Annotated in this window: 20 protein-coding genes; 9 read left to right on the forward strand and 11 right to left on the reverse strand. The window is 73.0% G+C overall.

The annotated features are described in order from the left end of the window. Positions 1 to 116: 116 nt before the first annotated feature. The 4 genes from E7Z53_RS07070 to E7Z53_RS07085 form a co-directional block, all read right to left on the reverse strand. Positions 117 to 542: a Rieske (2Fe-2S) protein gene (locus tag E7Z53_RS07070; protein WP_255219480.1), complete on the reverse strand. Its 426-nt coding sequence runs from the start codon at positions 540 to 542 to the stop codon at positions 117 to 119. A 64-nt stretch (positions 543 to 606) separates the two neighbouring features. Next, the gene (sufU, locus tag E7Z53_RS07075; protein WP_176337474.1) at positions 607 to 1,071 is read right to left on the reverse strand and encodes a Fe-S cluster assembly sulfur transfer protein SufU; all 465 of its coding nucleotides are present in this window, start codon (positions 1,069 to 1,071) and stop codon (positions 607 to 609) included. Next, positions 1,068 to 2,357 carry an aminotransferase class V-fold PLP-dependent enzyme gene (locus E7Z53_RS07080; protein WP_176337475.1) on the reverse strand — a complete coding sequence of 430 codons (1,290 nt, stop codon included), beginning with the start codon at positions 2,355 to 2,357 and terminating at the stop codon, positions 1,068 to 1,070. Before E7Z53_RS07080 ends, sufU begins: the two co-directional genes overlap by 4 nt. 67 nt (positions 2,358 to 2,424) lie before the next feature. Continuing rightward, positions 2,425 to 2,655: a hypothetical protein gene (locus E7Z53_RS07085; RefSeq protein WP_017834631.1), complete on the reverse strand. Its 231-nt coding sequence runs from the start codon at positions 2,653 to 2,655 to the stop codon at positions 2,425 to 2,427. Between the two features lie 254 nt (positions 2,656 to 2,909). Here E7Z53_RS07085 and E7Z53_RS07090 point away from each other — a divergent pair, with 254 nt between their 5' ends. Both E7Z53_RS07090 and E7Z53_RS07095 read left to right on the forward strand, forming a co-directional pair. Next, complete coding sequence (locus tag E7Z53_RS07090) at positions 2,910 to 3,377, forward strand: ArsI/CadI family heavy metal resistance metalloenzyme (RefSeq protein ID WP_017834630.1); 468 nt, start codon at positions 2,910 to 2,912, stop codon at positions 3,375 to 3,377. Between the two features lie 371 nt (positions 3,378 to 3,748). Continuing rightward, positions 3,749 to 4,987, forward strand: a complete 1,239-nt coding sequence (locus E7Z53_RS07095) for an FG-GAP repeat domain-containing protein (protein WP_217905556.1) — start codon at positions 3,749 to 3,751, stop codon at positions 4,985 to 4,987. Between the two features lie 73 nt (positions 4,988 to 5,060). On the opposite strand, the gene E7Z53_RS07100 is transcribed toward E7Z53_RS07095, so the two are convergent. Next, positions 5,061 to 5,618 (reverse strand): hypothetical protein, encoded by a 558-nt coding sequence (locus E7Z53_RS07100; protein WP_138976461.1) that lies wholly within the window; start codon positions 5,616 to 5,618, stop codon positions 5,061 to 5,063. A 190-nt stretch (positions 5,619 to 5,808) separates the two neighbouring features. Between E7Z53_RS07100 and E7Z53_RS07105 the strand changes: the two genes are divergently transcribed. After that, complete coding sequence (locus tag E7Z53_RS07105; protein WP_176337476.1) at positions 5,809 to 6,921, forward strand: excalibur calcium-binding domain-containing protein; 1,113 nt, start codon at positions 5,809 to 5,811, stop codon at positions 6,919 to 6,921. A 105-nt stretch (positions 6,922 to 7,026) separates the two neighbouring features. Here the strand turns inward: E7Z53_RS07105 and E7Z53_RS07110 are convergent, their stop codons facing one another. After that, complete coding sequence (locus E7Z53_RS07110; protein WP_176337477.1) at positions 7,027 to 7,239, reverse strand: hypothetical protein; 213 nt, start codon at positions 7,237 to 7,239, stop codon at positions 7,027 to 7,029. A 166-nt stretch (positions 7,240 to 7,405) separates the two neighbouring features. Here E7Z53_RS07110 and E7Z53_RS07115 point away from each other — a divergent pair, with 166 nt between their 5' ends. Further along, a complete protein-coding gene (locus E7Z53_RS07115) occupies positions 7,406 to 8,158 on the forward strand; it encodes a hypothetical protein (RefSeq protein ID WP_109267970.1) in 753 nt (250 codons plus the stop codon). A gap of 15 nt (positions 8,159 to 8,173) precedes the next feature. Here the strand turns inward: E7Z53_RS07115 and E7Z53_RS07120 are convergent, their stop codons facing one another. Next, complete coding sequence (locus tag E7Z53_RS07120) at positions 8,174 to 9,637, reverse strand: protein adenylyltransferase SelO (RefSeq protein WP_031283640.1); 1,464 nt, start codon at positions 9,635 to 9,637, stop codon at positions 8,174 to 8,176. Between the two features lie 49 nt (positions 9,638 to 9,686). Next, positions 9,687 to 10,301, reverse strand: coding sequence for a methyltransferase domain-containing protein (locus E7Z53_RS07125; RefSeq protein WP_176337478.1), 615 nt, complete (start codon positions 10,299 to 10,301; stop codon positions 9,687 to 9,689). A gap of 380 nt (positions 10,302 to 10,681) precedes the next feature. On the opposite strand from E7Z53_RS07125, the gene E7Z53_RS07130 reads away from it, so the two are divergent. Next, positions 10,682 to 12,184, forward strand: coding sequence for an FAD-dependent monooxygenase (locus E7Z53_RS07130; protein WP_176337479.1), 1,503 nt, complete (start codon positions 10,682 to 10,684; stop codon positions 12,182 to 12,184). Here the strand turns inward: E7Z53_RS07130 and katG are convergent. Both katG and E7Z53_RS07140 read right to left on the reverse strand, forming a co-directional pair. Next, positions 12,153 to 14,360: a catalase/peroxidase HPI gene (gene katG / locus E7Z53_RS07135; RefSeq protein ID WP_176337480.1), complete on the reverse strand. Its 2,208-nt coding sequence runs from the start codon at positions 14,358 to 14,360 to the stop codon at positions 12,153 to 12,155. The two genes, E7Z53_RS07130 and katG, sit on opposite strands and share 32 nt — an antisense overlap. Positions 14,361 to 14,465: 105 nt before the next feature. Next, complete coding sequence (locus E7Z53_RS07140; protein ID WP_109267972.1) at positions 14,466 to 15,422, reverse strand: M12 family metallopeptidase; 957 nt, start codon at positions 15,420 to 15,422, stop codon at positions 14,466 to 14,468. Positions 15,423 to 16,059: 637 nt separating this feature from the next. On the opposite strand from E7Z53_RS07140, the gene E7Z53_RS07145 reads away from it, so the two are divergent. Continuing rightward, on the forward strand, positions 16,060 to 16,899 hold the full coding sequence (locus E7Z53_RS07145) for a patatin-like phospholipase family protein (RefSeq protein ID WP_255219491.1): 840 nt from the start codon (positions 16,060 to 16,062) through the stop codon (positions 16,897 to 16,899). Positions 16,900 to 16,998: 99 nt separating this feature from the next. Here E7Z53_RS07145 and E7Z53_RS07150 read toward each other — a convergent pair whose 3' ends face one another. Continuing rightward, a complete protein-coding gene (locus E7Z53_RS07150) occupies positions 16,999 to 18,507 on the reverse strand; it encodes an MFS transporter (RefSeq protein WP_255219481.1) in 1,509 nt (502 codons plus the stop codon). A gap of 303 nt (positions 18,508 to 18,810) precedes the next feature. On the opposite strand from E7Z53_RS07150, the gene E7Z53_RS07155 reads away from it, so the two are divergent. The 3 genes from E7Z53_RS07155 (at position 18,811) to E7Z53_RS07165 (ending at position 20,787) form a co-directional block, all read left to right on the forward strand. Next, positions 18,811 to 19,431 carry a dihydrofolate reductase family protein gene (locus E7Z53_RS07155; RefSeq protein ID WP_176337481.1) on the forward strand — a complete coding sequence of 207 codons (621 nt, stop codon included), beginning with the start codon at positions 18,811 to 18,813 and terminating at the stop codon, positions 19,429 to 19,431. 152 nt (positions 19,432 to 19,583) lie between these two features. Further along, positions 19,584 to 20,006, forward strand: coding sequence for a hypothetical protein (locus E7Z53_RS07160; protein WP_176337482.1), 423 nt, complete (start codon positions 19,584 to 19,586; stop codon positions 20,004 to 20,006). A 55-nt stretch (positions 20,007 to 20,061) separates the two neighbouring features. Further along, positions 20,062 to 20,787: a YwaF family protein gene (locus tag E7Z53_RS07165; protein WP_109148721.1), complete on the forward strand. Its 726-nt coding sequence runs from the start codon at positions 20,062 to 20,064 to the stop codon at positions 20,785 to 20,787. Positions 20,788 to 20,838: the final 51 nt, after the last annotated feature.

Below are 20,838 nucleotides of genomic sequence, written 5' to 3' on the forward strand. Positions count from 1 at the left end.
ACCCGGGCGGCGCCGGAAGCATTCCGGGCCGCTGCCGCCGTCCGGTGCGGCCAGGAGCAGAGCCCAGGGCGATCAGGGCCGGGGTCCCGGGCGGCAGAGGCCGGAGTCCGGGGTGGTCAGGGCCGGCGCCGGACCTGGATCCGTCCCTCCTCGACGCGGGCCTCGTAGCTGGGCTGCGCGTCGGTCGCCGGTCCGCGGACCACGGCGCCGTCCGCGAGCCGGAAGGTGCTGCCGTGCCAGGGGCAGGTGACGCAGCCGCCGTCGACCGTCCCCTCCTCGAGCGGGCCGCCCAGGGCGAGGGCCCTGCCGGCGCCGCGCCGGCCCCGGAGCCGGGCGGCGAGCGAGGCCGCGTTGAACGTCAGGGCCACGCTGTTGGCGGTCGCGTGCACCAGGCCGATGCGCCGGTCGGCGCCCTGGGTGTCGGACCAGTCGTTGAGCCCGGTCGCCGCCGTGGGAACGGCGGCGGCCAGCCCCGCGGCCACGAGCACGTCGGCGGCGCGGGCCGTGCCGGGGCCGCCGGCCAGGTCCAGCACCGCGGCCATGGTCCACGCGCCGGGCGGGACAAGGACGTCCTGGTGTGTGAAGACCGGTGGCGCCGGGAGCCGTTCAGCCGGCGCGGTCGAGGGCCTCCTCGGCGGCGACCCAGCCGAGCATGGCGCACTTGACGCGGGCCACGAACCGGGAGACCCCGGCGAAGGCGGCGGCGTCGCCGAGGACCTCCTCGTTGGGGACCACGGTGCCCCGCGAGCGCAGGAGGTCCCGGAACGCGCCGATCATTTCCACCAGCTCGGCCCGCGTCATCCCGGGGGCGGTCTCGGCCAGCACGGAGGCCGCGGCCATGGAGATCGAGCAGCCCTCGCCCTCCCAGCTGAGTCGGGTCACCACCGGCTCCGCGTCCCCGGGGCCGGTCGCGAGCTCGACCCGCACGGTGATCTCGTCGCCGCATGTGGGGTTGTACTGGTGGGACTCCCCGGCCCCGTGCCCGGGTGCCGGGGCGGCCAGGCCCTCGCCGGAGCGCCGCTTGGCGTGGTCGAGGATGACCTCCTGGTACATCCCGTCCAGCGCGCTCATCGCGTGTTCTCCAAGCGGAAGTAGCCGCGGACCCCGGCGAGCTCGGCCAGGAACCGGTCGACGTCGGCGGTGGTGTTGTACAGGTAGGCGCTGGCCCGGGTGGTGGCGGTCAGCCCCAGCGCCCGGTGCAGCGGCTGGGCGCAGTGGTGGCCCACCCGCACGGCCACCCCGGCGGCGTCCAGCACCTGCCCGACGTCGTGGGCGTGCACCCCCGCCACGTCCACGGCCGCCAGACCCACCCGGTCCGCACCCGGGGGTGGGCCGATCAGCCGGATTCCCTCCAGCTGGGCGAGACCGGCCGCGAGCCGCTGCCCCAGGGCGTGCTCGTGGGCCGCGACCCGCTCCATCCCGATGCCCTGGAGGTAGCGCACCGCCTCGGCCAGCGCCACGGCCTGGGCGACCCGCTGCGTGCCGGCCTCGAAGCGGGTGGGGGCCGGCAGGTAGCGGGCGGACTCCATCGTGACCTTCGTGATCATGGATCCGCCGGTGAGGAACGGGGGCATCGCGTCCAGCAGCTCGGACCGCCCCCACAGCGCCCCGATGCCGGTGGGACCGAGCATCTTGTGCCCGGAGAACACCGCGAAGTCGACCCCCAGGGCGGGGAGGTCCACGGGCAGGTGCGGCACCGACTGACAGGCGTCCAGCACGGTCAGTGCCTCCGCCGCCCGGGCCAGCTCGACGAGACGGGCGACGTCGGTGATCGCACCGGTGACGTTGGAGACGTGGCTGAAGGCCACCACCCGGGTGCGCTCGCCGATGACCTCGGCGGCGGCCCCGAGATCGAGGGCGCCGGACTCGTCGACGGGGATCCAGCGCAGGGCGGCCCCGGTGCGGGCGGCCAGCTCCTGCCACGGGATGAGGTTGGCGTGGTGCTCGGCCTCCGTGGTGACGATCTCGTCGCCCGGGCCCAGCCGGAAGCGGGCGGCCGTCCCTCCCCCGCGTCCGGCCGAGGCGTTGGAGAAGGAGTAGGTGATCAGGTTGATCGCCTCGGTGGCGTTGGAGGTCCACACCAGCTCCCGCTCGGTGCCGCCCACGAAGCCGGCCACCACCCGGCGGGCCTCCTCGTAGGCGTCGGTGGCCTCCACGGCCAGGGCGTGGGCGCCGCGGTGGACCGCGGCGTTGCGGTGCAGGTAGAAGTCCCGCTCGGCGTCCAGGACGGCCAGGGGCTTCTGCGAGGTCGCCCCGGAGTCCAGGTAGACCGACGGGCTGTTCGTCAGCAGCGGGAAGTCCTCCCGCAGCGCACGCACCTCGGGATCGGTCAGGGGCAGCACGTGGTTTCCTTCCATGCTCCGACACTGTACGGCCCGGGCCCCGGGGTTCTCCGGCCGGACGCCTCCCGGCGTCACGGGCGGGCTACCGGTGGCGGGGGCGCAGATAGGTGTTGCCGTTCGCGTCCTTCTCGACCACGAACTCGTCCTGCAGGTCCTGGTACCACTGCTGCGTCTGCTCGCTGGGCTGGTCCTGGCCCCGGAGGTCGCGGGGACTGCGCACGGCGGGCCCGTAGAACCGCATGGCGAAGTCGTCGAAGCGCCGGAACAGGCTGCGCCGGGGCTCGTCGTCGTCGGCGTGCTGGTGCTTGCGCATGGTGTCCTTCCGGGTGGCGGGCCGGGCCGTCTCCCCCCATGATCTCCCGCCGGTCCGCGGAAGGCGAACCCGGAACGGTGCGCGAGGAGTCACAGCCGGCGCTACGGGGCGACGGCGGCCCACGGGGCGACCGGGTGGGCGGCCTGTCAGGAGAACGCCCGGACGTATTGACGGCCATCGATGCTGGTGGCACTCTTCCACATAGACGGACGTCGATACCAAGGAGCGTTCGTCGCACCCGAAAGGAACCCGTCATGTCCAGAGTCCAGCTCGCCCTGCGTGTGGCCGACCTCGAGCGCTCCATCGAGTTCTACTCCACCCTGTTCCGCACGGCCCCGGCCAAACGGCGCCCGGGCTACGCCAACTTCGCCATCGCGGAGCCGCCGCTGAAGCTCGTGCTGCTGGAGGGCGAGCCCGGTGACGACACCCGCATGGACCACCTCGGCGTGGAGGTGGAGAGCACCGAGATCGTCGAGGCCGCCGCGCAGCGCCTGGCCGACGCCGGCCTGGCCACCCGCCCGGAGGAGCAGACCACCTGCTGCTACGCCGTCCAGGACAAGGTCTGGGTGACCGGACCGGGCCGGGAGCCGTGGGAGGTCTACACCGTCACCGCCGACGCCCGGCCCGACCTGGAGGGCAGGACCGGCCGGGAGCTCTCCGAGGTGGGCGGCGACGGCTCGTGCTGCACCTCCGACCCCCGGCCGGAGCCCGTCAGCCCGTGACGGCCCCGCCGCGGTCGGCGACTCCGGCGGGTGCCGCCGACCGCGGCGGGCGCAGGACAGCCCTCGCCGCACCGCCGGAGCGGTGACCGGAGCAGTGGCCGGGGTGGTGGCCGGGACAGCCCCGTGGACCGGGCCGTCCAATGGCGTCACGAAAGGGAACGCCCCTGGTGACCACCTGATTGCAGGAGTAAACTGACACCCTCAGCTGTTGCGCCTCGGCGCCGGGACGTCGTTCCCGGTGCCACCGGTTCCCCGGGGGCGCACCGCGTCCCGGGGGACGTCTCCCGGTCGGCCGGGGGCCGGCCGAGGACTCCGGCACGCGCCACCGGCGCCCGTGCCGACGATCCGTCTCATGACCTCGGGGACCCGCCATGAAACACCCACTCCTCTCGCGCGTGCTCACCGGCGCGTCGGCCACCGTGCTGGCGACCGCCGGGCTCGCCGTGGGCGCACCCGCCCACGCCGCGACCGCGCAGCCCATGTTCTCCTACGCCCAGGGCTGGCGCACCGACCAGCACGTGCGCGAGCTCGCGGACGTCAACGGCGACGGCCGCGCCGACGTCGTCGGCTTCGGCGGCGCCGGCGTCCAGGTCGCCTTCGGCCGGGCCGACGGCACCTTCGGCACGCCGCGCATGAGCGTGCGCGACTTCGGCACCGCGCAGGGCTGGTCCGGCGCACGGCACGTGCGCACGCTCGCGGACGTCGACGGCGACCGCCGGGACGACATCGTGGGCTTCGGCGACGCCGGCGTCTACGTGGCCTACTCCCAGGGCGACGGCAGCTTCACCGCGCCGCAGCTCAAGGTCCGTGACTTCGGCTGGAACCAGGGCTGGCGCGTCGACCGGCACCCGCGCGAGCTCGCCGACCTCAACGGCAACCTGACCGCCGACATCGTGGGCTTCGGGCACGCGGGCGTCACCGTCTCCCACGGACTGTCCAACCGGACGTTCACCGGGACCGGCAAGCGCATCGACAGCTACGGCTGGGACCGCGGCTGGCGGCTCGACAAGAACCCCCGGATGCTCGCGGACGTCGACGGCAACAGCACCGCCGACATCGTGGGCTTCGGGGACGCCGGCACGTACGTCTCCTACTTCTCGGCGCTCGGGGACACGTTCACCCAGCCCGCGCTGGAGATCCGCAACTTCGGCTACGCCCAGGGCTGGCGCGTGGACCAGCACCCGCGGATGCTGGCCGACGTCAATGTCAACCCCGCCGGCAACGCCGCGGCGGACATCATCGGCTTCGGCTACTCCGGGGTCTCCGTGGCGCACTCGCTCAACGGAGGGAACTACACCGGCGTGGCACTGCGGGTGAACGACTTCGGCCAGGCCCAGGGGTGGCGGGGCGACCGGCACCTGCGGACCCACGCGGACATCAACGTCGACGGCATCCAGGACCTGGTGGGCTTCGGCAACGCCGGGGTCCACGTGGCCCACGGCCGGGCGGACGGCACCTTCGCCCCGGTGTACCTGAAGGTCGCCGCCTTCGGCTACGACCAGGGGTGGACGGAGGACCGGTATCCGCGCCTGCTCGGTGACGTCAACGGCGACGGCCGCGACGACGTCGTCGGCTTCGGGCACTCGGCCACGTACGTGCAGCTCTCGTGAGCCCGCCGGCCGCGATCCGTCGCGGCCGGGCCACGGCTCCGCCCCCGTCCGCACGGACAGGGACGGGGCCGTGCTACGTGACGGGCTTCGGCTCCGCACCGCGCTCGTGCACGTAGGCGGCCATGGTGATCACGGTGACGAGCTGCACGGCGACCACCACGAAGGTCCAGCCGCCCTCCGCGACGACGTAGACGGCGGCGGAGACGGCGAGCACCAGCGGCAGGACGCGCGACGCGGCGAGCGCGCGGCCGGACTCCCCGGGGGCCCCCGGCGGGTCGGGGCCGTGCCCGGCGGCCGGCTCCGCGTGCTCCGGGAGATCCGACGGTTCCGGGGGTTCCGGGGGTTCCGGGGCGGGCTCGGCAGCGGGCTCGGTCCGTCGGCGTCGCCCGGTGTGGACGGTGCTGACCAGCACCGCCACGTAGAGGGCCGCGACGAGACCGGTGACGAACAGCATGACGGTGCCGTCGTCGTCTCCGACGTACAGCCCCACGACGAGACCGAGGGCCACCGGCAGGAGCCAGAGCCCCAGGAGCAGCCTGTCGCGCACGGTCAGCACGAGGCCCTCCCCCCGTTCGACGATCCCCGTGACCGCATCCTCGCACCCGGCGACCCCGCGTGTCTGACCCCTCATCCGGGGATGGCGCGGGCGTCCCCGGACGGCGCGGTGACCTCCGGCGTCACACACGCGGGGGCCGCCGTCCTCTGCGGCGCGCCGTGCGGTGCCGGACGGGCACCGCACGTAGAACAGGAGGGTGCCCCGCGCGATCCCCCGACGCGTGCCCTCCCCCAGGCGCACTTCCTCTCGTCCCCCCAGGAGCACCATGCGCAACACCCTCTTCCCCTCGCCTGCCCCGGGAGCGGACCCGGCGTCCCGCCGCGGTGTCGCCGCGGGCCGGTGGATCGTGGCGGGGCCGCTGCACCTCGTCCTGGCGATCGGGCTGGTGGCGGGCTGCGCGTCAAGCACCGCGTCCACCGACCCGGCCCCCGGCCCCGTCCCGGGGACCGTGACGACGGTGCCCGCCGCCCCCTCCCCGAGCGCCGAGCCCGGCAGCACGCCCTCGCCCACGGCCTCGAGGACACCGGGGACGGTCACCACGGTCACCCCGTCGCCGAGCTCCGCCCCGGAGCCGTCGGAGACCCCCGTCCGGGCCGTCGCCCCGCCCTCGGGGGCGTTCCTCGCCCTGGAGGACCTCCCGGTCGCCGCCGCCGGGACGATGTCCGACTACGACCGCGACGCCCTGTTCGGCGGGTGGATCGACGCCGACGGCGACTGCGAGGACTCCCGCAACGAGGTCCTGGCCCGGGACCTGACCGGCATCACCTCCGCCGACGGGTGCAGGGTCGACACCGGCACCCTCGCCGACCCGTACACGGGGGCGTCCATCGACTTCGTCCGCGGGGTCGTGACCTCCGCCGACGTCCAGGTGGACCACGTGGTCTCGCTCGGCAACGCCTGGGTCACCGGGGCGCGCCGGCTCTCCCCGGCCGACCGCGTGGCCCTCGCCAACGACCCGCTGAACCTGCTGGCGGTCGACGGCCCGGCCAACGGCTCGAAGTCCGACGAGGACGCCTCGCGGTGGCTGCCCTCGAACCGGGCCTTCGCCTGCGAGATGGTGGCCGTCCAGATCGCGGTGAAGACCCGCTACGGCCTGTGGGTCACCGCCCCGGAGAAGACCGCCATGGCCGAGGTGCTCTCCGGCTGCCCCGACCAGCAGCTGCCCGGCGGCACGCCGTTCGGCGACATCCCCGGGGGCGCCGGGGCCGCCCCGGCGCCCGTCGAGAAGGCCCCGGCCGATCAGGCTCCCGTGCCCGCGGACGTGCACTACGCCAACTGCACGGCCGCCCGGGAGGCCGGCGCCGCACCGCTGCTGCGCGGGGAGCCCGGTTACCGCGAGGCCATGGACGGCGACTCCGACGGCGTCGCGTGCGAGTAGGACGACAGCGGGACGGGGACCGCACGACGGACGCCACCCGCTGCGTCGCCGCCCCCACCGTCCCCGCGGCCGCCGCCGGCCGGCGCCGGGGACGCGCGGCCGCGCTCAGCCCTGCCAGGCGGTCCGACCACCGGCGCGGCGGGCGAACTCCGGGGCGCGGCGGCGCGGCAGCGCGTCCCACAGGGACCCCGCGGCCATGCCGACGAACCACAGGCACGGGAACCACCAGCGCCCGCCGCCCAGGTACAGATAGCACGACACGACGAGGACGAGGGTCAGCGCGATGTTGAGGAACATCAGCGTCATCTGGTGCGGCACAGCGGCCCCCTTCACAGTTCTGCGGCATGCCCTCCGCATCGTGGCACGGCCCGCCCCTCCCCGTCTGACCCCTCTTGGGTGGGCAACTCTCCGGCGGGCCACCCCGGTTCGCCGCCCGGCCCGCCTACAGTGGGAACCCCGCCCCCCAGCGAAGCAGAGGCACCCCATGAGCACGAAGGCCGTCGTCACCAGTCTGTTCCTCGCGTCCGGTCTCGCCCTGGCCGGCTGCGCCGGCGACCCCCCGGTCCAGGAGGACACCCCCGCCGCCCGGACCTCGCCCTCCCCCACGGGCACGGCCCCGGAGACGACGCCGGAGCCGACCCCCGAGTCGACCCCCGAGCCCACGGAGCCCCCGGAGTCCACGGAGCCCGCGGCGCAGCCCGACGACGCGGACGAGGAGCCGGCCGCGGAGTCGCCGGCGCAGCCCGGGGCCGCGCCCGCGGAGCCCGTCCCCGCCGACGCGTGGTCCGCGTTCTCCACGACGCCCGAAGGACAGCCCTACGCCGGGACCGTGTCCGGGATCGAGCAGCAGGCGGCCCCGGGCGGCGGTCTCGTGCACCGGCTCACCGCGGACACGAACGACCGCGCCGTGGCCGTCGAGATCTGCCGGGCCTACCAGTCAGCGATGAGCACCGGCCAGGACCGGATCGACGTCGTCGACACCGTCGGGCAGCTCCTGGCCTTCGCCCCGGGCGGCCCCGGGACCTGCCAGGTGCAGGTCAGCACGGACGTCGGGGCCGTGCCCTTCCCGGCGAAGTTCAGCTACGAGGAGGCACTGGCCGCGTGGCGGAGCGGGGTGCCCTACTACGACGCCTTCTGCATCAACTACGACCCGGTGACGGAGGCCGGCGCCGCCCAGTGCACGGGCATCGAGAACGGCACCGTGGACAGCGTGACCGGGGAGTACATCGGCGGCTGACCGCGGGCCGGCGCCTCAGGTCCCGCAGTAGGTCGTGTAGGCGCCGAAGTCCTCCGGGGGGCCGGCGGCGTAGCGCTCCAGGCCCGGACGCTCCTCGTAGGGGGCGGTCACCGCCTCCAGGAGCCGTCCCAGCGGGTCGAGGTCGCCGTCCACGGCGGCGGCGAGGGCCTCCTCCACGAGGTGGTTGCGGGGGATGTGCACGGGATTCACGCGGTCCATCGCCTCGGGGTCCGGCCCCACGGCGAGCCAGCGCTCGGCCCAGGCGTCGAAGGCCGGCAGGTCGAGGACTAGGTCGCGCGCGGCGGTCGCGCCGGTGCGGGCGGTCCCGGCGAGGGCGCGGAAGAACGAGGTCCAGTCGACGCGGTTCTGCTGGAGCAGCACGAGCAGGTCGTCGACCAGGAACGAGGCGACCTCGTCGTCGAGGTCCTCGGGCAGGCCGAGCTTCGAGCGGATCCCCGCGGACCAGGCCGCGCTGTACTGCGGCGCGAACGCCCCGAGCGCCCCCTCCGCCAGGGACACCGCCCGGTCCTGGTCCTCGTCCAGCAGCGGCAGCATGGCCTCGGCGAGCCGGGCGAGGTTCCACTGCGCGGCGACCGGCTGGTTCCGGTAGGAGTAGCGCCCGCCGTGGTCGATCGAGCTGTAGACCGCGGCCGGGTCGAAGGCGTCCAGGAACGCGCACGGCCCGTAGTCGATGGTCTCCCCCGAGATGGTCGTGTTGTCGGTGTTCATCACCCCGTGCACGAACCCCAGGAGCATCCACCGGGCCACGAGCGAGGCCTGGGCGGCGACGACCGCCTCGAACAGCGCGAGGTACGGGTGCTCGGCGCCGGCGGCGCCGGGGTGGTGGCGGCTGATGGCGTGGTCGGCGAGCCGGCGCAGGAGGTCGGGGTCGCCCGTGGCGCGGGCGTACTGGAAGGTGCCCACGCGCAGGTGGCTGCTCGCCACCCGGGCGAGCACGGCCCCCGGCATCAGGGTCTCGCGGCGCACCTGCCGCCCGGTGGCCACCACGGCCAGGGACCGGGTGGTGGGGACGCCCAGGGCGTGCATCGCCTCGCTGACGATGTACTCGCGCAGCATGGGCCCGATCGCCGCGAGACCGTCGCCGCCGCGCGCGAACGGCGTCCGCCCGGAGCCCTTGAGGTGCAGGTCCCGCCGGCGGCCGCCGGCGTCCACGATCTCGCCCAGCAGCAGGGCGCGCCCGTCGCCGAGGCGCGGGGAGAACGCGCCGAACTGGTGCCCGGAGTAGGCCTGCGCCACCGGTGTCGCCCCGGGCGGCACGAGGTTGCCGACCAGCAGGCGTGCGCCCTCCGGGCCACTGAGCCACTCCGGGTCCAGCCCCAGGTCGGCGGCGAGGGGCTCGTTGAGCACCAGCAGCCGGGGCTCGGCGACGTCGTCGGCCCGCCAGGGCACGGACAGCTCCCCCAGCTCCTGGGCGAAGCGGCTCTCGAAGGTGACGGTGGACAGGGCTGCGGTGCTCACGATGTCCACGCTACCCCGCGGACCCGTCGCCGCCGAGGGGTCGGCGGGATCAGGAGTGCTCGGCGGTCCGCAGCACGGCCACGAGGAAGTCGCTGTCCTCCCGGAACGGGCGCAGGTCCCAGGTGGAGAGCAGCACATCGGGCACGAGCCCGGCCCGCTCGGCGTCCTGCAGGAACTCCGCGAACGGGTAGCCGCGGCCGGCGCCGAAGCCCACGGCCGCCCGGCCGTCGGCGGCCAGGTGGAGTCGGAGACGGCGCAGCACCTCGAGGCGCGTGCTGGGGGCCAGGAAGGCCATCACGTTGCCGGCGCACACCACGGCATCGAAGGGCTCCGGGACGCCCCGGGCGGGCAGGTCCAGCTCGGCCAGGTCCCCCACGAGCCACCGGGGACCCGGGTGGTCCTCCCGGGCGGCGGAGACCAGCGCGGGGTCGACGTCGATCCCGACGACGGTGTGCCCGCGGCGGTGCAGGTGGCCGCTCAGCCGGCCGGGACCGCACCCGGCGTCGAGGATCCGGGAGCCGGGCGGGACCATGGCCTCGACCAGCCGCGCCTCCCCCACGACGTCCTCACCGGCGGCCGCCATGGTCCGGAACCGTTCGACGTACCACGACGAGTGCCCGGGATCCGCGCGCACCTTCTGCATCCACATGCTCTGCTCGACCACACGGCCAGGGTACCGCCCGCCAGGCGGCCTCCCGCGGTCCGGTCGCGGCGGGCCCGTTGCGGGGCCTCGAGCTCCGCGACCCGGTTGACGGGCTGGTTGCCGTCGTCGTCGACGTCGCGGTTGGGGTGGACCACCATCTTGCCGCCGGCCAGCCAGCCGACACGGGTCATGCTCGCCCCCGTGAGGAAGGGCGGCGCCAAGTGCCCGCGCTGCAGGAGACGGCGGGTCAGATCGGCGGACTGCTCTGACCGGCGGTGACCGGGCCCGCCCTCTTCCCTCCGTTTTCAGGCTACAGCGCGCCGGGGGGCTTGCGGCAAGACCCCGGTCGCGCCGCAGAATGCTCGGGCCGGGAGCGGCACCTGCGGACGGAGGGGCAGCAGATGGACGAGCACGAGGTGGTGGTCGTCGGCGGCGGGCCGACGGGTCTGATGCTGGCGGGAGAGCTGGCACTGGCGGGGGTCGACGTCGTCGTCCTCGAGCGGAGGACCGGTCAGGAGCTCGTCGGCTCGCGCGCCGGCGGGCTGCACGCGCGGACCATCGAGGTCCTCGACCAGCGCGGCGTCGCCGACCGGTTCCTCACCGAGGGCACGACCGCCCAGGTCGCCGGGTTCGCCGGCACCCCCCTGGACCTCAGCGACTTTCCCACCCGGCACCCCTACGTTCTCGCGCTGTGGCAGAACCACATCGAGCGGCTCCTGGCCGGCTGGATCTGCGAGCTGGGGGTGCCGGTCCGCTACGGGCACGAGGTGACGGGCGTGGCCCAGGACGGCACGGGCGTCGACGTCGAGCCGGCCGACGGCCGGCCGCTGCGGGCGCAGTACGTCGTCGGGTGCGACGGAGGGCGGAGCCGGATCCGGAAGGCGGCGGGCATCGGGTTCCCCGGGTGGGACCCGACGACGAGCAGTCTGCTCGCCGAGGTGGAGCTGGCCGAGGAGCCGGAGTGGGGCATCCACCAGGACGCCGTCGGCAAGCACGCCTTCCGCCCGCCCCAGGACGGAGGGCCGGCGGGGGTCATGGTGACCGAGCACCATGTGGGGCCCGGCCGCGAGCCCACCCTGCGCGATCTCCGCGCGGCGCTCGTCGCGGTGTACGGGACGGACTACGGGGTGCACAGCCCCACCTGGATCACGCGGTTCACCGACACGACCCGGCAGGCGGCGTCCTACCGGAACGGGCGCGTCCTGCTGGCCGGCGACGCCGCGCACGTGCACGCCCCGGACGGTGGGCAGGGCCTCAACACCGGGGTTCAGGACGCGGTGAACCTGGGCTGGAAGCTGGCCCAGGTCGTCGGAGGGACCTCACCGGAGGACCTCCTGGACAGCTACCACGCCGAACGCCACCCGGTGGCCGCCCGCGTGCTGCGCCTCACCATGGCGCAGGTCGCGCTGCGCCGCCCCGACGACCGCGTCCGGGCCGTGGGCGAGACGGTCGCAGAGCTCCTGGCCATGGACGAGCCGCGCCGGCGGTACGCGGCGACGATGTCCGGCCTGGACATCCACTACGACCTCGGCGCGGGACACCCGCTGCTCGGGCGGCGCATGCCTGATCTCGACCTCCGCACGGCCGGCGGCCCGGCGCGGGTCTTCGCCCTCCTGCACGAGGCACGGCCGGTGCTGCTCGAGCTCGGCACGCCCGGCGGTGTCGACATCGGGCCCTGGGCGGACCGCGTGCGACTGGTCACCGCCGCGCACCACGGCCGCTGGGAGCTCCCGGTGCTCGGGCCGGTCACCCCGCCCACCGCGGTGCTGATCCGGCCGGACGGGCACGTGGCCTGGGTGGGCGAGGGCGACACGTCAGGGCTCGAGGCCGCGCTCACCACCTGGTGCGGTCCGCCGGCGGAGCCCCGTGCCGTCAGCGCAGATCGAACCGGTCGAGCTCCATGACCTTGACCCACGCGGCGACGAAGTCGCGCACGAACTTCTCCTGCGCGTCGTCGCTCGCATAGACCTCCGAGATCGCCCGCAGCTGGGAGTGCGAGCCGAAGACCAGATCGGCGGCGGTGGCAGTCCACCTGAGCTCGTCCGTGGCGAGATCACGGATCTCGAAGACCTCCTCCGCATCCTCGGACGCCCTCCACTGCGTGCCGGCGGTGAGGAGATTGACGAAGAAGTCGTTGGTCAGCGCCTCCTTCCGGTCGGTGAGGACGCCGTGCTCCGACTGCCCGTGGTTCGTCCCCAGGCTCCGCATGCCGCCGACCAGGACCGTCATTTCGGGGGCGGTGAGGTTGAGCATGTACGCGCGGTCGAGCAGCAGCGTCTCGGGCGAGAGCCGCACGTCGGACTGCACGAAGTTCCGGAAGCCGTCGGCCTGCGGCTCGAGCACGGCGAAGGACTCGACGTCGGTCTGCTCCTGCGCGGCGTCCGTGCGCCCGGGCCGGAACGGGACCCGGACCGGGTGACCGGCGTTCCGGGCCGCGCGCTCGACGGCCGCGCAGCCGCCGAGCACGATCAGGTCGGCCAGCGAGATCCTCGTGCCGTCGGACCGGGCGCCGTTGAAGTCCTCCCGGACCTGCTCGAGGACGCGCAGCACCTCGGCCAGCCGCTCCGGCTCGTTCACCTCCCAGCCGCGCTGCGGCTCGAGCCGGATGCGGGCGCCGTTGGCCCCGCCCCGGTTGTCGGTGCCCCGGAAGCTCGCCGCGGAGGCCCACGCGGTGGAGGCCAGCTGCGCCACGGTCAGCCCCGAGCCGAGGAGGGTCTCCTTCAGGGCGGCGACGTCCTCGTCCCCGACCAGCTCGTGGTCGACCGCCGGGACCGGGTCCTGCCACAGCTGCGGTTCCGGGACCCACGGCCCCAGGAAGCGCGTGACCGGGCCCATGTCGCGGTGCAGCAGCTTGTACCAGGCCTTGGCGAACGCCTCGGCGAACTCGTCCGGGTGCTCGTGGAACCGCCGCGAGATCTTCTCGTACACCGGGTCCGCCCGGAGCGCGAGGTCGGTCGTCAGCATCGTCGGCCGGTGCTTCCGCCCCGGGTCGAAGGCGTCCGGGACGGTCTCGGTCGCGTCCTCGGCGACCCACTGGTGGGCCCCCGCCGGGCTCTCGGTCAGCTCCCACTCGTGGCCGAACAGGTTGCCGAAGAAGCCGTTGCCCCACTGGGTCGGGGTGCTGGTCCAGGTCACCTCCAGACCGCTGGTGATCGTGTCCGGCCCCTTGCCCGTCCCGTAGCTGCTCCTCCAGCCCAGGCCCTGCCCCGTGACCGGGCACGCCTCGGGCTCGGGGCCCACGTGGTCGGCGGGCCCGGCCCCGTGGGTCTTCCCGAAGGAGTGCCCGCCGGCGATGAGCGCGACCGTCTCCTCGTCGTTCATCGCCATGCGGCCGAACGTGTCGCGGATGTCCCGGGCGGACGCGAGCGGGTCGGGGTTGCCGCCGGGGCCCTCGGGGTTGACGTAGATCAGCCCCATCTGGACCGCGGCCAGCGGGCCCGAGAGCTCGCGGTCGCCGGCGTAGCGCTCGTCGCCGAGCCAGGTGTCCTCCGGGCCCCAGAACATCTCCTCGGGCTCCCACACATCCTCGCGCCCGAAACCGAAGCCGAACGTCCGGAAGCCCATCGACTCGAGCGCCACGTTCCCGGCGAGCACCAGCAGGTCGGCCCACGAGATCTTCCGGCCGTACTTCTGCTTGACCGGCCACAGCAGGCGCCGGGCCTTGTCCAGGTTGGCGTTGTCCGGCCAGCTGTTGAGCGGGGCGAACCGCTGGGCGCCCTCCCCGGCTCCCCCGCGGCCGTCCGCGATCCGGTAGGTGCCGGCCGAGTGCCAGCTCATCCGGATGAACAGCCCTCCGTAGTGCCCGAAGTCGGCGGGCCACCAGGCCTGCGAGGTGGTCATGAGCTCGACGAGGTCGCGCTTGAGCTCCTCGACGTCGAGCGTGGCGAACTCCTTCGCGTAGTCGAAGCCAGGGCCCAGCGGGTCGGTCGTGGTCGAGTGCTTCCGCAGGACGTTCAGGTCCAGCTGGTTGGGCCACCAGTCCTGGACCGTCCGCGGCTGACCGGTCTTGGGGGTGGGCGCGTCGATCGCCGGGTTCTCGCTCTCGCTGCCGTGCACGGGAGCATCAGGCGTCTGGGACATGGGTCTTCCTTCCAGGATGGCGGTACCGGTCCGGGGCCGGCGGTGGCCGGGTGGGGTGCTGGGCCGAGGGGCGCCGCTCAGGGAACCGAGCCGGTCCCGCCCCGGCTACCAGCACATGATGGCGGTGTCCCCGGACTGTCCTGCCCATGCGAGCCTGACGCGGACGACGTACCGCCTCCTCCGGAAGAGCTTCGCCGACAGGGTGGAGTTGCGGTCCTCCCCGCTGTCGTCGTCGCCGGCGAGGAAGCGCAGCTCTCCGTCGACCTCCTCGAAGAGCACCAGGGTGGTGTCCGCCGTCCCGAAGGTGGCGATCTGGTGCTTCCGCGACAGGGCGGGGGTGATCTCGAAGTCCGCCTGCTGCCCCGGGACCAGGGTCAGGGGCGTGGACCGGAACGGCTCGAGCGTCGGGAGCACGTCCGGCAGGACCGGGTAGAACTTCCGCACCCAGTCCTGGTCCTTGGCCGACAGGCCGCCCGGAGGGCTGATGCCCGGCTGGTAGCGGGCGGGCTCCTTGATGAGGCCTCCGGGGAAGGAGTACTGCATCACCGAGTCGGGGTCCCAGGTCGAGCCCTCCACCTCGTCCTGGCCCAGTTTGCGCAGGACGTTGTGGTGCGTGGTCTCCGGGGACCAGTGGTTCGGTGCCCCGGCGAAGAACGCGTAGACCTTCGCCTCGTCCCAGACGATCCCGGCGAACGGGTTCTGGTGCTCGTGGGGCAGGCCCATCGTGTGGCCGATCTCGTGCAGCGCCGTGGTGCGCCCGTACTCGTCGGTCAGGTCCCAGCCGAAGTTCATGGTCGCGTCCTGGGTGCCGATCGTCAGGACGTCCCTGCCCAGATAGGACCACGACCCGTCGGCCTGGTCGAAGGAGATCCGGACCTCGGCCTCCCCCGGCTCGTCCACCTCCTGGAACCCGAGGCCGATCTCCAGGTCCTTCCACTCCCGGAACGCGCTGCGCACCGCCTGGCGCTGCGGCTCGGGGCCCTCCCGGAACGCGTAGCGGAGCACTGTCCCGTTGACCCACTTCTGGGCCATCACCCGGACGAGGCGCTGTCTGATGCCCACCAGCCCCTCCGGGAGGGGACGCACGATGCGTGGCTTGGCAGCACAGTAGGGACGAACTGAGGAATTCATCGTTCTCGGCTCCTGGACAAGCGCCTGTCGTGTGATCGCGACTCCCGCACGTCCCGTTCGGGGTGGCAGGAGGACCCCCGGCAACCGTTCTCCAACGCTTTTTTGCGGCGTACTGAGAATACCGGCGGAGTGATGTGCATCGACATAATCACGGGTGGGTCGCACGTGAAAGCAGACGGACGTTCCCGTGCTGTGGCTGTGACCATGTGACGCCGAGATGAAGAATTCCGGTGCACGGGTTCGTGCCCTGGTCAGAGCGTGTTTCGGTGTGCTGACGGGAATACCAGGGAATTTCCGCGACCGCTGATTGTTGTCCGGCGAATTCTTTCCCGTCACACGGGGCCCGATATCGGGCAGCCGTTCCGTGCCCGCACGGCATTTGCTGTACTGACCTCGGGGATCGAACCTGCCGAAGGGGCGTGGACAGCATGGAACGGTATGCCGACCTGGTGCTGGAGGGCGGGGGCGTCAAGGGCATCGCCCTGGTGGGAGCCATCGAGGTCCTCGAGGAGCACGGCTACCCTTCAAACGGGTCGCCGGCACCTCCGCCGGAGCGATCGTCGGGGCCCTGGTCGCCGCCGGCGCCCCGGCGAGCAAGCTGGTGGACATCATCGGCTCCGTCCAGTACCCGGACTTCCGCGACGGCTCCCGCCTCACGCGCTACACCGCGGGCAAGGCCGCAGGGATCCTCGCCCGCAACGGCATCTACCTCGGCGAGCACCTCCGATCCTGGTTGCAGTCCCAGCTCGACGAGTACGGGGTGCGGACCTTCGCCGACCTGCCCTACACCGACGAGGAACGGCCCCCCGCCCCGGAGCGGTCCTACCGGCTGGTGGTCACCGCCTCGGACATCAGCAGGGGCCGGCTGCGCTACCTGCCCTGGGACTACGACGACTTCGGCCGTGACCGGGGCGCCCAGCACGTGGTCGAGGCGGTCCGGGCCTCGATGTCCATCCCGTTCTTCTACCGGCCCGTCCGCTGGGACACCGCCGACGGGAAGAAGGCGTGGCTGGTCGACGGCGGCATGCTCTCCAACTTCCCGATCGCCGCCTTCGACGCCCCGCCCGGCACCGTTCCGCGTTGGCCCACGCTGGGCATCAAGCTCTCGGCCCATCCGGACGCGGTCCAGGGCACGGGGTACCCGATCAAGGGGCCGGTGAGCATGAGCCGGGCGATGCTCAAGACCATGACCGGCTTCTACGACCAGATGCACATCGAATCCCTCGACGCCCAGGCCCGCACGATCTTCGTCGACACCGGCACCATCCGCGCCACCGACTTCAACCTCACCGACGAGGACCGGGACTTCCTCTACCGCAGCGGCCGGGCGGCCGCCGAGAAGTTCCTCGACGGCTCGCCCACCCGACCGCCGTGGGATTTCGACGCCTACATCGCCGCCCATCGCTGAGGCGTGCCCGGGCCTGCCGATCCGGTCGAGCCGGAGTGCCGGCCCCGTCCCGCCCGCCGGCCGGAAGCCCGGGCTCACCGGGCCGGCGGTGGGACTCGTTCATGCGGAGGACCGGGAGGCGGTGACGCCGTCCGCGGCGTCCTCCGCCGCGACCTGGGCGTACGACGCCGAGACCCGGCGGTAGACCGGGGTCAGGAAGGCCAGCAGCGCGGCGGCGATCATGACGATGCCGGCCACCAGGAACACCAGGGCGATGCCGCGCGAGGTGCCCTCGCCGAGCAGCGGGGCCAGCTGGGCGCCGCCCTCCGCGGACCGCGCGTACGGGATGATCCAGAACTGGGCGATCGGTGCGATGAGGAACGCGGTGACCGGCGCCGCCGCGGACTCGAACGCCATGGCGAAGCCGAAGACACGGCCCTGCCGCTCCAGCGGCACGACCCGCTGGATGACCGTCTGTTCCGCCGCCTCCACGAAGGGGAAGAGCACCATGTAGAGCCAGATGCCCAAGACGTACAGCCAGGCCCACTCCCGCACGGTGAACACCGCGCCGAGCACGCCCATCGCCATCACCGCGAACAACATGGTGCGCAGCGGATTGGACCCCAGCCCGAACTTGCCGATCAGCGCCCCGCCCACGATGAAGCCGGTGGCGCCGAGCGCGAAGACCGCGCCCCAGATCTCCACGGGAAACATCTCCAGACCGTACGGGTCCATCAAGGCCATGTAGACGCCGCCGATGAAGTTGTTGAACGTCGAGAACAGGATCAGCGCGAACAGCCCGGACACGGCCAGCACGGCGGCGAACGCCCCCCGCAGGTCGAAGCTGCCGTGGGCGTCCGTGGCCGCGGCGCGCACCTCCTCGGGCATGCGCAGCGTCAACAGGTGCCCGAAGGCCACGGCCGTGAGCGCCACGGCGACCACGACCGTCCAGCCCATGCCCAGCAGTCCGACCGACAGCCCGGAGAGCACCGAGGTCACGATGAACATCAGGCCCTGCACCATGCCCACCAGGCCGTTGGCGTTGGCGCGCCGGTCCGGCTCGATGAGGATCGTGACCGTGGTGGACAGGGCGACGTTGCGCATGTTCTCCACCACCGCCCCGATCAGGACGACCAGGGCGAAGACCCAGATCCACGGGCGGGTCAGGTCCACCATCGAGGCCGCCGGGGCGAAGAGGAACAGGACGCCCGCCAGCATGAACATCACCAGGGTGAAGGCTGCGGCGAAGCGCATCACGGCGAGCTTGCGGTAGCGGTCCACGAAGGTGCCGAAGCTGATGCTGGAGAGCGCGATGAGCAGCATGTAGGCGCCGCCGACCACCCCGGTGGCGATCACGTTGCGCGTCTCCAGATACACCCAGAACGTCAGGGCGAACCAGAGGTAGCTGGTCGTGATGTTGGCGAGGGCGGTGTTCACCAGGATCCCGGCGAAGGTGCGGGACCGCTGCGCCGGGCTGCGCACCGAGGTGTCCACGGCCTCGGGATCGATCAGCCCCGGCCCCTCGGCGGCGTCGATGGGAGCGGACGTGGCGGTCGCGTCCGCGGGAAGCGCCGCACGGCCTGCGGGTGCCGAGGCGGCCCGGGACCGGCCCGGTTCCTGCTCGTTCATGCGGCTCAGTCTAGTGACGGGCGCGGACAGGCCAACGGCTCGGAGCCGGCGACGGAACACCGCCGTGACCGCCCGGCAGCCCTCCACTCCCGGGTCCGGCCGAGCACGCAGCACCGGACGATCCCCGCCGGACTAACCCGCCGTTCTGAGGCCGACGAGCCCGCGCTTCGTGCTGAGGACGCACGAGGATCCTCGCTCGCGCGTGAGCGCGCCGTCATCCGGGGGCAACGGGTTGACCCCCGGATCTCGTGGCGAAAAACTGGGCACCACGGATGTCGTCGGAGCACACCGAAGGACCACGTCATGGGCATCATCCAGGTCGACCTCTTCCTCACCCTCGACGGCGTCTACCAGGCGCCCGGCGGGCCCGGCGAGGACCGTGCGGGCGGTTTCGAGCTCGGTGGCTGGCAGGGGGCGTACTTCGACGACGAGTCGGGCGCGACCATCGGCGCCGGGATCGAGCGCATCGACGCCCTGTTGCTCGGTCGCCGGACCTACGACATCTTCGCGGGCTACTGGCCGGAGCACGCCGACGCCGACCCGATCGCCGCGAAGTTCAACACGGTGCCGAAGTTCGTCGTGTCCCGCACGCTGACCGACCCGGCGTGGGAGGGAACCACGGTGCTGACAGAGGTCGCCACCGAGGTGCGGGCCCTCAAGGACCGGTTCGGCGAGATCCACGTCATCGGCAGCGGCGACCTCGTGCGGACCCTGCTGAGGGAAGACCTCGTCGACCGGCTGAACCTGCTCCTCTATCCGCTGGTGCTGGGCTCGGGCAAGCGCGTCTTCGGCGACGGCACCGCTCCGGCCGCCTTCACCCTGGCGCAGCCGCCGCGGGCGTTCCCGAAGGGAGCGGTCTCGCTCGTCTACGAGCGGGCCGGCGACCCGTTCACCGGCATGGACGTCTCCCAGCCGACGCGGTGAACGACTCCGTGACGCCCTGATCTCCGCATCCCTCTCACCGGCAACCGGGTCTCCGGGTGACCGGTGCCGCCGCCGCGTCGATCACGTGGAGGAAGACATCCAGAGGGATCCGCTGTAATGCGGCCGTCCGAACCCGCGAAGAAGGGCCTGGGATGGACGAGCTGGAGGCACCGCGGTACCGGGTGCCGTTGCGGCTGCAGGGTGTGGAAGGCAGGATCGCGACCTTCGTGGTGCCGTCGGAGTTCGCAGAGCACATTGCCTCGGCCACGCCGGCGAAGAACGCCTGGACCCGCGATTTCAACACCGGTCTCGTCGGCGGGGTCCGCATCGATCGGTCGACCACGCCGCCGACGGTGGTCAGCTACCTCACCCGGCCCTTGCAGCAGATCGACGTTGCCGGCGAAGGATGGGTGGCGCTGCTCCGGCGTGACACGCGGCCCCGGGCCAAGAGGCCCTACCAGTTGGTCTCCGTGACCCGCAGCATCGGTCCGGGCAAGGCCAAGAGCTCGGACGGCGGTCCGGCGCCGGTTCCGGTCCACACTGCCCCGCCCATGGCCCTGGACGACCGGATCTGATGTCCTGGCCTCACGGGCGCACCACCCAGGAGACCCGGTGGAGGGGGGGACGGCGATGCCGAACGAGGAGGTCTTCGTACCCTACGGCCCCACTCACTGGGCCGCTCTGGGCATCTGCGTCCTCGGGGCTGTGCTCGTGGTGATGCTGGGCCGCCGCCTTCGGGATTCCCCGGCCGAGGTGGTGTTCTCGCGGGCCTTCGCCGCGGTGCTGACCACGTACACGGTGACGATGCTCGTCTACCGATCGGTGCCGGACAATTTCGACGTCCACATCTCTCTGCCGGTCCACCTCTCGGACCTCGCGTGGATGGTCGCTGTCATCGCCCTGTGGACACGGGCCCGCTGGGCGACGGCGCTCACCTACTACTGGGGACTGACTCTCAACCCGCAGGCCATCCTCACCCCGGCACTCGACTCGCCGGACTTCCCCCACATCGACTTCATCGACCTCTGGGTCCAGCACATCCTGGTCCTCTGGGCCACCCTGTACCTGATCTGGGGGCGCGTCGGCCGCGTCGACTGGGGCAGCTACCGCCTGGCCATGGTCGTCACCGTCATGTGGGCCATGGCTGCCTTCGCACTCAACAGCTGGCTGGGGACCAACTACGGCTTCCTCAACGGCAAGCCGGACAACCCCTCGATCCTCGACCTGCTCGGACCCTGGCCGTGGTACCTGCTGGTCGAGTTCCTCATCATCGCCGTGGCCTGGGCGCTCATCACCTGGCCCTGGACGATCCGGCGACAGAGCACCGCCGACCCCCGGGTCGGCGCGGCAGGCTGAGGCAGCACGGCACCACGGGATCGAGTCATGCCTGTCGACGACGGCGGTCCG

Origin of the sequence: Kocuria salina, from assembly GCF_013368965.1 — a bacterium.
GTDB classification, from domain to species: domain Bacteria; phylum Actinomycetota; class Actinomycetes; order Actinomycetales; family Micrococcaceae; genus Kocuria; species Kocuria rosea.